At 58.0% G+C, this 12,956-nt stretch carries 12 protein-coding genes; 8 read left to right on the plus strand and 4 right to left on the minus strand.

Translation table 11 applies throughout. The annotated features are described in order from the left end of the window. Positions 1 to 507 precede the first annotated feature (507 nt). From REA38_RS01110 to REA38_RS01125, 4 genes are all read right to left on the minus strand, one after another. Positions 508 to 1,542 carry an NADP-dependent oxidoreductase gene (locus REA38_RS01110; RefSeq protein WP_060443096.1) on the minus strand — a complete coding sequence of 345 codons (1,035 nt, stop codon included), beginning with the start codon at positions 1,540 to 1,542 and terminating at the stop codon, positions 508 to 510. Positions 1,543 to 1,627: 85 nt separating this feature from the next. Continuing rightward, positions 1,628 to 2,047 (minus strand): universal stress protein UspC, encoded by a 420-nt coding sequence (uspC, locus tag REA38_RS01115; RefSeq protein ID WP_049194650.1) that lies wholly within the window; start codon positions 2,045 to 2,047, stop codon positions 1,628 to 1,630. Between the two features lie 196 nt (positions 2,048 to 2,243). Further along, on the minus strand, positions 2,244 to 2,459 hold the full coding sequence (gene ydgT / locus REA38_RS01120) for a transcription modulator YdgT (protein ID WP_033635010.1): 216 nt from the start codon (positions 2,457 to 2,459) through the stop codon (positions 2,244 to 2,246). 54 nt (positions 2,460 to 2,513) lie between these two features. After that, complete coding sequence (locus REA38_RS01125) at positions 2,514 to 2,876, minus strand: hypothetical protein (protein ID WP_308884642.1); 363 nt, start codon at positions 2,874 to 2,876, stop codon at positions 2,514 to 2,516. 928 nt (positions 2,877 to 3,804) lie between these two features. On the opposite strand from REA38_RS01125, the gene flhD reads away from it, so the two are divergent. From flhD to REA38_RS01165, 8 genes are all read left to right on the plus strand, one after another. Further along, complete coding sequence (gene flhD / locus REA38_RS01130) at positions 3,805 to 4,155, plus strand: flagellar transcriptional regulator FlhD (RefSeq protein ID WP_033647796.1); 351 nt, start codon at positions 3,805 to 3,807, stop codon at positions 4,153 to 4,155. Next, entirely contained in the window at positions 4,155 to 4,739 is a 585-nt protein-coding gene (gene flhC / locus REA38_RS01135) for a flagellar transcriptional regulator FlhC (protein ID WP_016927281.1), read from the plus strand. Before flhD ends, flhC begins: the two co-directional genes overlap by 1 nt. Before the next feature lie 144 nt (positions 4,740 to 4,883). After that, positions 4,884 to 5,774 (plus strand): flagellar motor stator protein MotA, encoded by an 891-nt coding sequence (gene motA, locus REA38_RS01140; RefSeq protein ID WP_015378266.1) that lies wholly within the window; start codon positions 4,884 to 4,886, stop codon positions 5,772 to 5,774. Further along, on the plus strand, positions 5,771 to 6,841 hold the full coding sequence (gene motB, locus REA38_RS01145) for a flagellar motor protein MotB (protein ID WP_308884644.1): 1,071 nt from the start codon (positions 5,771 to 5,773) through the stop codon (positions 6,839 to 6,841). The genes motA and motB overlap by 4 nt, the downstream gene beginning before the upstream one ends. Beyond that, entirely contained in the window at positions 6,838 to 8,859 is a 2,022-nt protein-coding gene (gene cheA, locus REA38_RS01150; protein WP_060421524.1) for a chemotaxis protein CheA, read from the plus strand. The genes motB and cheA overlap by 4 nt, the downstream gene beginning before the upstream one ends. Before the next feature lie 32 nt (positions 8,860 to 8,891). After that, complete coding sequence (gene cheW / locus REA38_RS01155) at positions 8,892 to 9,392, plus strand: chemotaxis protein CheW (RefSeq protein WP_025303271.1); 501 nt, start codon at positions 8,892 to 8,894, stop codon at positions 9,390 to 9,392. Positions 9,393 to 9,587: 195 nt separating this feature from the next. Beyond that, positions 9,588 to 11,258: a methyl-accepting chemotaxis protein gene (gene tsr, locus REA38_RS01160; protein ID WP_308884646.1), complete on the plus strand. Its 1,671-nt coding sequence runs from the start codon at positions 9,588 to 9,590 to the stop codon at positions 11,256 to 11,258. Between the two features lie 76 nt (positions 11,259 to 11,334). Continuing rightward, a complete protein-coding gene (locus REA38_RS01165) occupies positions 11,335 to 12,951 on the plus strand; it encodes a methyl-accepting chemotaxis protein (RefSeq protein ID WP_033647792.1) in 1,617 nt (538 codons plus the stop codon). The last annotated feature ends 5 nt before the right edge of the window (positions 12,952 to 12,956 follow it).

Consider the following 12,956-nt stretch of genomic DNA (forward strand, 5'->3'; position numbering starts at 1 on the left):
ACAACTCTTTTTTTACGTAAAAAAAGTCACTGACTGTTTTTTATCCTTACCATTTGCCACTTAAATATGATCAAATATATAAATTTTACGAATGTTAATTCGGATGATTCCTATTTGGTGGGCGTGGAAAGCCCCCTCTGCAGGCCGTTGGTCGAGGGGTTGAACGATTGATAATGCAGCAATTATTAATGTGGACAGGGAACGAAGGCGATTTGGCTTATCAGGCCGCAGAGCCAGATTAAGACCGGGTCGCGCTTTGCCTGCCGGCCGGCGATCGGCTCAATGGGGAAAGACGTGATGGCCAATTCGTCAGGCAGCGGGAGAATGCGTACGCGTTGCGCGTTTGCCGGTGGCGGCGCATCCGGGCAAGCCGAGCAGGGCGCTGGCGACGAGGGTGGAAGCGGTGCGCACTATCGTGCAGGTGACGCTGACGGCCGAGGACGGTAGAGGAGGATGTGCGATTCGGCGACTAAAAGCAGGGCGTGGTGTACCACGCCCTGCTAGAGGTTATTCGTCGGCGACGCGGATCACCAGCTTGCCGAAATTCTTGCCCTGCAGCAGGCCGATAAACGCCTGCGGCGCCTGCTCCAGCCCGTCGACGATGTCCTCGCGGAACTTGATTTTCCCCTCCTCGACCCAACTGCTCATTTGTTGCAAGAACTCGTCAAAGCGTGAGCCGTAGTCGTCGAAGATGATAAAGCCCTGCATACGGATGCGTTTGCGCAGGATCAGCCCCTCCAGCAGCGGCAAGCGATCCGGCCCCGCAGGCAACCCGGTGGCATTGTAATGGGCGATGATGCCGCACACCGGAACGCGCGCTTTGGTGTTCAACAGCGGCAGTACGGCGTCGAACACCGCCCCGCCGACGTTTTCGTAATAGATGTCGATGCCTTTAGGGCTGGCGGCCGCCAGCTGTTCGGCAAAGTCAGGGGCGCGGTGATCGATGCAGGCGTCGAAACCCAACTCTTCCACCACATAGCGGCATTTTTCCGCCCCGCCGGCGATGCCGACGACGCGGCAGCCTTTCAGCTTACCGATTTGGCCGACCACCGAACCGACCGCCCCGCTGGCGGCGGCCACCACCAGCGTTTCTCCCGCCTGCGGTTGGCCGATGTCGAGCAGCCCCATGTAAGCGGTAAATCCCGGCATGCCCAGCACGCCCAGCAGGCGGGAAGGATGCGGCAGGTGCGGGCCGAGGTTGCGCAGGCCGCTGCCGTCAGACAGGGCGTAATCCTGCCAGCCGTCATAACCCAACACCCAATCGCCGACGTTGAAATCGGGATGCTGTGAAGCCGCTACGCGCGATACCGTGCCGCCCACCATCACCTGACCGATCTCCACCGGCGGCGCGTAGGAGGGGGCATCGCTCATGCGCCCGCGCATATAAGGATCCAGCGACAGATAAACGGTGCGCAGCACCAGCTGTCCGGCGCCGGGCTGCGGTGCGGGGACGGTATCGAGACGGAAGTTGGCCGCCGTCGGTTCACCGTGCGGACGCGAGGCCAGCAGGAAGCGGCGGTTCTGTTGAGAAGAAGGGGACATCGAAAGCTCCTTTGCGTTGCGACAAACAAGATGCGTTAAGCCTAGTCCAGGGGCGGCAAGGCAACGTTACCGAATGTGCTTAGCCTTAGAGCGGAACGATCAGCACGTCGATATGGCTGATATTGATAAAGCGGGCGGCGGAACAGGAGACCTTATTCATCATGCCGTCGCGATGATTGCCGCAGATCAGCAGGTCGAACGGCTGACGGCGGCTGGCGTATTCCAGGCTGTCACCCAGCTCGCCGTGCACGATCAGCGCATCGGCGATCGGGTAACCGGCGCGTTGACGCAGTTCCGCCATAAACAGCCGGGTTTCCTCCTCCATCAACGAGCGCAAATCCCCCAGCATCGGCCCGGCGAAATTATTGTACATTTCCGGGTTGGCGAGGGTGCTTAACAAGGTGATGCTGCCGCCGTAAGGGCGGACGATGGAGACGGCTTTTTCCACCAGGCGGTGGCTGTCAGGGGCAACGGCGACGGTGACCAGAACGTTTTGATACCCCATATCCCACTCCTTGTTGTATCCATCGCATTTCAGGCTGCCGCATCGGCGGCCTTGGCGGAGGTACTGCGTCGGATAAGGGTAGAGCCTGGCGGGGGGAATAAATGTGTTTCGCATCACGCGCGGCAATAAAAGCCGAATTTACCCCGGTTATATAGCAATAAAAGATAAAACCGTTGCCGCACGTAATTTCACTGAATTAAAGCACCTGCGCCCACAGCGTTTTCGGCACCTTGCCCAGATCGAACAATTTACCGGCAACCAGCTCGGCGCGACGGTGGTCGGCGGCGCGGTACATGTTGCTCATTTCTTTATCATTTTCAATGGAGTAGTTCAGTTTGTCGTACACCTTCTCCAGGCTGTCCAAAGAGGAGCATTTACGGAATGTCAGCAGATATTCGAGCGTATCGGTCATGATTAAAATATAGCCTGTTAATAGTTAAAGCCGGGTGAATAACACATCGGCGGCTCACGGCGACGCCGTCGAGGCAGCGATGTACGACCTGACAAAAATCATTTCAAGTAGATAAATTGCACCGGGTAATGATGTCACGCCGCACGTAACGGCGCTTTGATAAATCATAATATGCCAGTGCGCCGTCAGCAATCTCATCCTGCTGATAAACGGATAAATAGGGAAAGTCTCAGGGCGGCTGACGGCCGACGCGTCGTCGTTCTTGCCGTGCACAAGCTCGCGGCGCCGCGCCAGGCCATCTTTTGCGGTGATTTTTTCACCGTCCGTGGTGCCGCTGCGGCATTGGGCGGTGTTTGTCGTCGTCGCTTGCGCTGAAAAGCCGTTTTTCTCGATGGGGAAATATGAAGAGTAAAACAAAACTGCGTTTTATTTTATGACAATGAAGTGATGAAAACGTAAGCCATGTAAATAATCTCTGGGGGAGAGAGAATTATCACGGCGACAGAAAAAGAAATAAAAGGCATTAAAGTTTTATGGATTGCTGCCGATATGTCGTTTTGGGGAACTCTAATGTAGAAAAAGCATTCTTGCATCGCGCTAATACGGAAACATATCGTTACGTCTGTTAGCTTGTTCACTACGCCTGCGAATCATTGATAAGCCATAATCACCTGATGTGGAAAATTAGAACAGCTTCAGGCTGAGGGCTTAAGTCAAATCCGATAGCTAATAACCTTATAGTTTACGCAGGTTATTTTTCAGCTTGGATATTTTTTAGTAACTCAAATGGTTATTTATACTGAGTTTGTCGCCTATATACAGATTTTTGTTCTGTTATTTTGGTTTGGTGATGCTTTTGTTCGAATTGATCTAAAAAAGATAATTTTTTGGCGGATAAACATTGTTTTTAAGACGTTTTTTTACCTATGGCTATTTTGTGAACAAAATGGCGGTCAATAAGCGAGCGTATTTGGGTGTATTTGGCTTAATTATTTTTTATTTTTGTGATCTATGTCACATTGTATTTAAAATTGCCTCTCACTTACATTGTGTGTGCTAATGGTTCGGGGGTAGAGTTGCGCTGCTTTAGGAATAATCTTATTAAATTTGTAAAAATAGTTTCATGGTGACTAAACACTATCGAAGCAGAATGCTGTACATCCATACACGTTGGTTTACGCTCGTAGCAAATACTGAACAGTGGTCAAATTTAGCGATTGTTGAAAATTATAGCAGTCGTTTTTGAGAGATTAATTTGCCAGCTTTGGGAAACAACCCAGGTCACGGGCGATAAAATTTATCACCCAGCGTATGTTTTTAAACATAGTCTGTCGGGATGGGGAATATGGGTACGTCTGAATTACTTAAGCATATTTATGACATCAATCTGTCATATTTACTTTTAGCACAGCGTTTGATCAACGATGAAAAAGCCTCCGCGATGTTCCGTCTTGGTATTGATGAAGCCATGGCCGATGCGCTGGCGCAGCTGACTTTGCCGCAAATGGTTAAACTGGCCGAGACCAACCAGCTGGTTTGCCACTTCCGCTTTAACGAAAGCCAGACCATCGAACGCCTGACCAAAGAGTCGCGCGTCGACGATCTGCAACAAATCCATACCGGCATTTTGCTATCAAGCCATTTACTGCAAGAGCTATCGAGTAAAGACGCTAGCCCGACGAAGAAAAGAGCCTGATGATGGTTGAGAAAAGTATCGTTCAAGAAGCCAAGGACATTCAGCTCGCCATGGAGCTGATTTCGCTGGGAGCCCGATTGCAGATGCTGGAGAGCGAAACCCAGCTCAGCCGCGGGCGCTTGATTAAACTTTACAAGGAGTTACGCGGCAGCCCGCCGCCAAAAGGAATGTTACCGTTCTCAACCGACTGGTTTATGACCTGGGAACAAAATATTCACTCGTCGATGTTTTACAACGCCTACCTGTTTCTGATGAAAAGCGGGCAGTGCAGCGGAGTGGAGGCGGTGATCAAAGCCTATCGCCTCTACCTGGAGCAGTGTCCTCAGCAGGCCGGTGAGGCGCCGTTGCTGGCGCTGACCCGTGCCTGGACGCTGGTGCGTTTCGTCGACAGCGGCATGCTGCAGCTCTCTGCCTGCAGCTGCTGCGGCGGCGCATTTATCACCCACGCGCACCAGCCGCTGAACGGTTTCATCTGCAGTTTATGCCAACCCCCATCCCGCGCCGTAAAAAGACGTAAACTTTCGCCGCAACTGGCCGATATTATTCCTCAACTGCTGGACGAGCAGGTCAAACGCGCCATTTGAGCCGCCACATTGCCGGCTCTCGGCAATGAATACCGACGTGTGATACGCAGGGGCGGCATGCCGCCCCCAGACACGCAGCCTGGTCTGTGCGCCAGGGCGCGTTTGCCCCACCTTCCATCCACATTGTTAATTTAAGGAATGCGTGTGCTAGTTATTTTGGGTTATCTGGTGGTATTGGGTGCGGTGTTTGGCGGCTACCTGATCGTGGGCGGCCATCTCGGTGCGTTGTATCAGCCGGCGGAGTTTCTGATTATCGGCGGGGCGGGGGTCGGCGCTTTCATCGTCGGCAACAACGGCAAGGCAATCAAAGCCACGCTGCGCGCGCTGCCGCGGCTGATGCGCCGTTCCAAATACAACAAAGATCTGTACATGGATCTGATGGCGCTGCTGTTCCGCCTGCTGGCCAAATCGCGCCAGCAGGGCATGCTGTCGCTCGAGTTCGATATCGATAATCCGCAAGAAAGTGAAATTTTTTCTAATTATCCGCGCATCCTTGCCGATAACACCCTGGTGGAGTTCATTACCGACTATTTACGGCTGATGGTGAGCGGCAATATGAATGCGTTCGAGATCGAAGCGCTGATGGACGAAGAGATCGAAACCTACGAGCAGGAAAGCGAAGTGCCCGCCGGCAGCCTGGCGATGGTGGGCGACTCCTTGCCGGCGTTCGGTATCGTCGCGGCGGTGATGGGGGTGGTGCACGCCCTGGCTTCGGCCGATCGGCCGGCCGCGGAACTGGGCGCGCTGATCGCCAACGCCATGGTCGGTACTTTCCTCGGCATTCTGCTGGCCTACGGCTTCATCTCGCCGCTGGCCACATTGCTGCGCCAGAAGAGCGCCGAAAACGTCAAGATGATGCAGTGCATCAAGGTCACGCTGCTGTCGAGCCTGAACGGCTACGCGCCGCAGATCGCCGTCGAGTTTGGCCGCAAAACGCTGTATACCACCGAACGTCCTTCTTTCGTTGAGCTGGAAGAACACGTGCGCCGCGTGAAAGCGCCGGCGCAGCAGGCGACGGAAGAAGAAGAAGCATGAAACAGAATCATCCGGTCGTTCTGGTCAGAAAGCGCAAGTCACATCATGCCGCCCATCACGGCGGCTCCTGGAAGATCGCTTATGCCGACTTTATGACGGCGATGATGGCGTTCTTCCTGGTGATGTGGCTGCTGGCGATCGCCAGCCCGCAGGAGCTGACGCAAATCGCCGAATATTTCCGCACGCCGCTCAAGGTGGCCCTGACCAGCGGCGACAAGAGCAGCTCCGAAAGCAGCCCGATCCCGGGCGGCGGCGACGATCCTACGCAGCAGCACGGCCTGGTGAGAAAGCAGGTCGATTCGCCGGACAAGCGCGCCGAAGAGCTGCGCCTGAACAAGCTGCGCGAAAAGCTGGATGAGTTGATTGAGTCCGATCCGCGCCTGAAGGCGCTGCGCCCGCATCTGCTGATCAACATGATGGACGAGGGGCTGCGCATCCAGATTATCGATAGCCAAAACCGGCCGATGTTCAAAACCGGCAGCGCGCAGGTCGAGAGCTATATGCGCGATATTCTGCGGGCGATAGCGCCGATCCTCAACGATTTGCCCAACAAGATCAGCCTGTCCGGCCACACCGATGATATCCCTTACGCCAGCGGCGAGCGCGGCTACAGCAACTGGGAACTGTCGGCCGATCGCGCCAACGCCTCCCGGCGCGAGCTGATCGCCGGCGGCCTGGCGGAAGGCAAGGTGCTGCGGGTGGTGGGCATGGCGGCCACCATGAGCCTGAAACAGCACGGCGCCGATGACGCGATTAACCGTCGCATCACCGTGCTGGTGCTGAATAAGCAAACGCAAGAAGGCATCGAACATGAAAATGCCGAAAGCAACGCGATGGATATCGCCCAGCCGGACAGCCTGAAACAGCTGGCGCCGTCGGCGACTGCGCTGGCCAGCCAAACGCCGGAGCCCTCGGCGGCAGCCCCGGAGCCGGCGGCGTCAACGCCAGCGCCGAGCGTCCCAGCGCAGGCATCCCCGGCGATAGCCCCGGCCGATCAGGCGCCGGAACAACCGGCGGCCGCACCCGCACCGACTAACCGCGACTCACAGCCAGAGGTGACCCCGTGAGCATGGACATTAGCGATTTTTATCAGACCTTCTTTGATGAGGCGGACGAGTTGCTGGCCGACATGGAGCAACATCTGCTGGAGCTGGATCCGCTGGCCCCCGATATCGAGCCGTTGAACGCCATCTTCCGCGCGGCGCACTCGATCAAGGGCGGCGCGGCGACCTTTGGCTTTTCGGTGCTGCAGGAAACCACCCACCTGCTGGAGAACCTGCTGGACGGTGCAAGACGCCAGGAAATGAGCCTGAGCACCGAGATTATCAACCTGTTTCTGGAAACCAAAGACATTATGCAGGAGCAACTGGACGCCTATAAAACCTCGCAACAGCCTGACGCCGAAAGCTTTGAATACATTTGCCAGGCGCTGCGCCAGCTGGCGTTGGAAGCGCAACAGCAGCAGGCGGCGCCCGCGGCTCAACCGGCCGTTCAGCAGCCTGTCGTGAAGCCGGCGGCTGCGCCGGCGGCGATCGAAGGCGGCATGCGCATCAGCCTGAACGGGCTGAAAGCCAGTGAAATTCCCTTGATGTTGGAAGAGCTGGGCAACCTCGGTGAGGTTAAAGACCCTCATCAGACGGAACACAGTCTGGACGTGACGTTGCTCACCTCCGCCAGCGAAGACGACATCAGCGCCGTGCTGTGCTTCGTGCTGGAACCGGAACAAATCAGCTTCTCGACGCCGACGCCGAGCGAACCGGCCGCCGCAGAAGCTAGCTTACCGGCAGCGGTCGCCGTGCCGGAACCTGCGCCAGCGCCGGTCGCCAGCGCCGCGCCGCCTGCCGCCAAACCGGCCGCCGCAGCGGCGGAAGCGCCGAAAGCGCGCGCCAAGGCGAGCGAGTCCACCAGCATTCGTGTGGCGGTGGAAAAGGTGGATCAGCTGATCAACCTGGTGGGCGAGCTGGTGATCACCCAGTCGATGCTGGCGCAGCGCTCCGGCACGCTCGATCCGGTCAACCACGGCGATCTGCTGAACAGCATGAGCCAGCTGGAGCGTAACGCGCGCGATCTGCAGGAGTCGGTGATGTCGATCCGCATGATGCCGATGGAATACGTCTTCAGCCGCTACCCGCGCCTGGTGCGCGATCTGGCCGGCAAGCTGAACAAGCAGGTGGAGCTGACGCTGCAGGGCAGCTCGACCGAACTGGACAAGAGCCTGATCGAACGCATCATCGATCCGTTGACGCACCTGGTGCGCAACAGCCTCGATCACGGTATCGAAGAGCCGGCCACCCGCATCGCCGCCGGCAAATCGGCGGTGGGCAATCTGGTGCTGTCGGCCGAACATCAGGGCGGCAACATCTGTATTGAGGTTATCGACGACGGCGCCGGCCTGAACCGCGAAAAAATTCTCGCCAAGGCCGCGTCGCAAGGGCTGGCGGTGAGCGACAGCATGAGCGACGAAGAAGTCGGCATGCTGATCTTCGCGCCGGGCTTCTCCACCGCCGAGCAGGTGACCGACGTTTCCGGCCGCGGCGTCGGCATGGACGTGGTGAAACGGAATATTCAGGAGATGGGCGGCCACGTCGAGATCCGTTCGCAGGCCGGCAAAGGCACCACCATCCGCATCCTGCTGCCGCTGACGCTGGCGATCCTCGACGGCATGTCGGTCAAGGTGAACGACGAAGTCTTTATCCTGCCGCTGAACGCGGTGATGGAGTCGCTGCAGCCGCAGGCGGAAGACTTGCATCCGCTGGCCGGGGGCGAACGCGTGCTGCAGGTGCGCGGCGAATACCTGCCGCTGGTGGAGCTGTATCGGGTATTCGAAGTGGACGGCGCCAAAACCGACGCCACGCAGGGCATCGTCGTTATCCTGCAAAGCGCCGGCCGCCGCTATGCGTTGCTGGTGGATCAACTGATCGGCCAGCACCAGGTGGTGGTGAAGAATCTGGAAAGCAACTACCGCAAAGTGCCGGGCATCTCCGCCGCGACCATTTTGGGCGACGGCAGCGTGGCCTTGATCGTCGATGTCTCGGCGTTGCAAACCTTGAACCGTGAAAAGCGTCTGACGGACGCCGCCGCATAATAATGAATTTATTGATTTAAAAGGTGAATGATATGGCAGGATTGGCAGCCGTCAGCAAATTGGCTGGCGAAACGGTAGGGCAAGAGTTTCTGATTTTCACCCTGGGCAATGAGGAGTACGGCATCGATATCCTCAAGGTGCAGGAAATTCGCGGCTACGATCAGGTGACCCGCATCGCCAACACGCCGGCGTTCATCAAGGGTGTCACCAACCTGCGCGGCGTGATTGTCCCGATCATCGATCTGCGGGTGAAATTCTCGCAGCAAAGCGTGTCTTACGATGAAAACACCGTGGTGATCGTGCTGAACTTTGGTCAGCGCGTGGTGGGCATCGTGGTCGACGGCGTTTCCGACGTGCTGTCGCTGACCGCCGAGCAGATCCGCCCGGCGCCGGAGTTCGCGGTGACGCTGGCGACCGAATACCTCACCGGTCTCGGTTCGCTGGGCGAGCGCATGCTGATCCTGGTGGATATCGAAAAGCTGCTGAGCAGCGAAGAGATGTCGCTGGTCGACAGCGTGGCGAAAAGCGTCTGATTCATGACCCCAGGGGGCAGGGCGCTGCCCCCTTCATCCATCACTCTTCCTGACCTGTCGCGGCGCCGCAGACCGCGCCCGGAACCCCCACTAAAAATAGTTACTTTCCCGCATAAAGTTTTGCCGCACGGCGCCGATAACTCTCACATTCAACGTCATCAGAGCCTGTCTGCGCGGGCTTCAACAAGGGAAATCATGTTAAATCGTATGAAGGTGGTCACCAGCCTGTTGCTGGTGTTGGTGCTGTTTGGCGCCTTGCAGTTGATTTCGGGCGGACTCTTTTTCTCCTCGCTGAAAAGCGATAAGGAAAACTTTACCGTCCTGCAAACGATCCGCCAGCAGCAGTCTGAATTGAACGAAAGCTGGGTCAACCTGCTGCAGACTCGTAATACCCTGAACCGAGCGGGTATTCGTTACATGATGGATACCAACAAAATCGGCAGCGGTGCCACCGTCACCGATCTGTTGACTTCGGCGAAGAGCATGCTGACGGTCGCGGAACAGCATTACGCCGCCTATGAAAAAATCCCTCTCGATCCGCGTCAGGACGTGCAGTCCGCGGAAAAATTCAAGCAACAGTATGACATCTTGCACGGTGCTTTGACCGAACTGATTCAGCTGTTGGGCGAAGGCAAAATCAATGCCTTCTTCGATCAACCGACACAAAGCTATCAGGATGGCTTCGAGCAGATCTACAACACCTACCTGGCACAAAACGACAAGCTGTACCAAGGCGCGGTAGAAGACAGCAACAAGTCGTTCTCCTCGGCCATTTGGACGCTGGTGATCGTGTTGCTGGTCGTGTTGGCCGTGATCGTGCTCGTTTGGACCGGCATCCATCATATCCTGGTGCGCCCGCTGAACCGCATGATTGACCACATCAAACAGATCGCCGCCGGCGACCTGACTCAGCAGATCGTCGTCACCAGCCGCAACGAAATGGGCGTGCTGGCGGCCAGCCTGAAACACATGCAAAGCGAACTGATCGAAACCGTCAGCGGCGTGCGTCAGGGCGCGGACGCCATCTACAGCGGCGCGTCTGAAATCGCCGCGGGCAACAACGATCTCTCCTCCCGCACCGAGCAGCAGGCCGCTTCGCTGGAAGAGACCGCCGCCAGCATGGAACAGCTGACCGCGACGGTGAAACAGAACGCCGAAAACGCCCGTCAGGCTTCACAGCTGGCGCTGAGCGCCTCCGAAACCGCGCAGAAGGGCGGCAAGGTGGTGGCCAACGTGGTGCAGACCATGCACGACATCGCCGGCAGCTCGCAGAAAATCGCCGATATCACCGGCGTGATCGACGGCATCGCCTTCCAGACCAACATCCTGGCGTTGAACGCCGCGGTGGAAGCGGCGCGCGCCGGCGAGCAGGGCCGCGGCTTCGCGGTGGTGGCCGGTGAAGTGCGCAACCTGGCGCAGCGCAGCGCGCAGGCGGCCAAAGAGATCAAAGGCCTGATCGAAGACTCGGTCAGCCGCGTCGATATGGGTTCCGTGCTGGTGGAAAGCGCCGGCGAAACCATGGGCGACATCGTCAACGCCGTCACCCGCGTGACCGACATCATGGGCGAAATCGCCTCGGCTTCGGACGAACAGAGCCGCGGGATCGATCAGGTTGGCCAGGCGGTAGCGGAAATGGACCGCGTGACCCAGCAGAACGCCTCGTTGGTGGAAGAGTCCGCCTCGGCGGCGGCGGCGCTGGAAGAACAGGCCAGCATGCTGACCCAGTCGGTGGCGGTATTCCGCCTGAGGGCGGAAGGCCAGGAAGAGTTTAAAGCGCCTGTCACCAGCAAGGCGACGGTAACACCGGTAATCAATCATAAGAAAATGAACGCCAGCGACCTGCAGGATAACTGGGAAACGTTCTGACCGGTATCGGGCCTCTCTCGCAGCGGCCCTTTCCCCTACGTAGGCCGGTCGCCGGCCGGCTGCAAGGAGGTTCACAGTGTTTAACCGAATCCGTATCTCTACCAGCTTGTTCCTGTTGTTGATGACCTTCTGCGTTCTGCAGTTGGCCAGCAGCGGCCTGTCGTATTCCGCGTTTCGTTCCGATAACCACAACCTCGACATCATCACCCTCGGCAGCCAGCAGCGCGATTCGCTCAGCCTGAGCTGGGTGTCGCTGTTGCAGGCGCGCAATACGCTTAACCGCGCCGGCACCCGTGCGGCGCTGAAACTGCCGCAGGAGCAGGTGAACGAATTGATGAGCAGCGCCCGCAGTTCGCTGCAGAAGGCCGATCTTTATTTCAATCAGTTCATGGCGGTTGAGCGCAGCAGTGAGCAACAGAGTCAGCAGACGGCAACCACCAAGGCCAGCTACGAGCGGCTGCGCGGCGCGCTGCGCGAGCTGATCGGCTTCCTGGAGAAAGGGGAGCTGCAGGCGTTTATGGACCAGCCGACGCAGAAAACCCAGGACCTGTTCGAAGCCGACTTCGTGCAGTACCTGCAGTTGGTCAACGGCGACATCAGCGAAGCCAGAGACGCCAACCAGTTCTCCTTCACGCTGGCGGGCCTGATGCTGGCGGGGGCGGTCTTGATGCTGATCGTGGTGACCGGCAGCGCCATGTGGTGGTTACGCACCATGCTGGTACAGCCGCTGAACCAGATCCGCAGCCACTTTGAACGCATCGCCGCCGGCGATTTGGCGACGCCGATTCAGGTGTATGGCCGCAATGAAATCAGCATGCTGTTCGCCAGCCTGCAACGCACGCAGCAGTCGCTGATCGGCACCGTCGGCGCGGTGCGCGACGGGGCGGAGTCGATTCTGATCGGCCTGCAGGAGATCGCCGAAGGCAACAACGATCTCTCTTCCCGCACCGAGCAGCAGGCCGCGTCGCTGGAACAGACCGCCGCCAGCATGGAACAGCTGACCGCCACGGTGAAACAGAACGCCGATAATGCGCGACAGGCTTCTCAACTGGCGCGCGACGCCTCGGCCACCGCGGCCAAGGGCGGCGAACTGGCCGGCGACGTGGTGACCACCATGCACGATATCGCCAACAGTTCGCAGAAAATCGGCGCCATCACCAGCGTGATTGACGGCATCGCCTTCCAGACCAACATTCTGGCGCTCAATGCGGCGGTGGAAGCGGCGCGCGCCGGTGAACAGGGGCGCGGTTTCGCCGTGGTCGCCGGCGAAGTGCGCAACCTGGCGAGCCGCAGCGCGCAGGCGGCGAAAGAGATCAAGGTGCTGATCGATGAATCGGTCAGCCGCGTCAAACACGGCTCGGTGCTGGTGGAAAACTCCGGCGCCACCATGCAGGACATCGTGCGTTCGGTGACCCGCGTGACCGATATCATGGGCGAGATCGCGTCGGCTTCGGATGAACAGAGCCGCGGCATCGAGCAGGTGACGCAGGCGGTGACCCAGATGGATCAGGTCACCCAGCAGAACGCCGCGCTGGTGGAAGAGTCCGCTTCTGCCGCCACCGCGCTGGAAGAGCAGGCCATTACCCTGGCTGACGCGGTCGCGGTATTCCGTCTGGCGGACGATAACTTCGTCGCGCCAGGTAACAGCAACAACGCAGTTTCACCCGTGGTAAAGGAAGCCCAAGATTGTTAAACCGC

This window comes from Serratia sp. MF1(2023), from assembly GCF_030954545.1.
In the GTDB taxonomy this organism is placed as follows: domain Bacteria; phylum Pseudomonadota; class Gammaproteobacteria; order Enterobacterales; family Enterobacteriaceae; genus Serratia; species Serratia sarumanii.

Excerpts from the sequence above, each read along its gene's own strand:
- motB (WP_308884644.1), top strand. The coding sequence starts at position 5,771 with ATGAAACAGAATCATCCGGTCGTTCTGGTCAGAAAGCGCAAGTCACAT.
- tsr (WP_308884646.1), top strand. The coding sequence starts at position 9,588 with ATGTTAAATCGTATGAAGGTGGTCACCAGCCTGTTGCTGGTGTTGGTG.
- flhC (WP_016927281.1), top strand. The coding sequence starts at position 4,155 with ATGATGGTTGAGAAAAGTATCGTTCAAGAAGCCAAGGACATTCAGCTC.
- cheW (WP_025303271.1), top strand. The coding sequence starts at position 8,892 with ATGGCAGGATTGGCAGCCGTCAGCAAATTGGCTGGCGAAACGGTAGGG.
- REA38_RS01110 (WP_060443096.1), bottom strand. The coding sequence starts at position 1,542 with ATGTCCCCTTCTTCTCAACAGAACCGCCGCTTCCTGCTGGCCTCGCGT.
- uspC (WP_049194650.1), bottom strand. The coding sequence starts at position 2,047 with ATGGGGTATCAAAACGTTCTGGTCACCGTCGCCGTTGCCCCTGACAGC.
- ydgT (WP_033635010.1), bottom strand. The coding sequence starts at position 2,459 with ATGACCGATACGCTCGAATATCTGCTGACATTCCGTAAATGCTCCTCT.
- flhD (WP_033647796.1), top strand. The coding sequence starts at position 3,805 with ATGGGTACGTCTGAATTACTTAAGCATATTTATGACATCAATCTGTCA.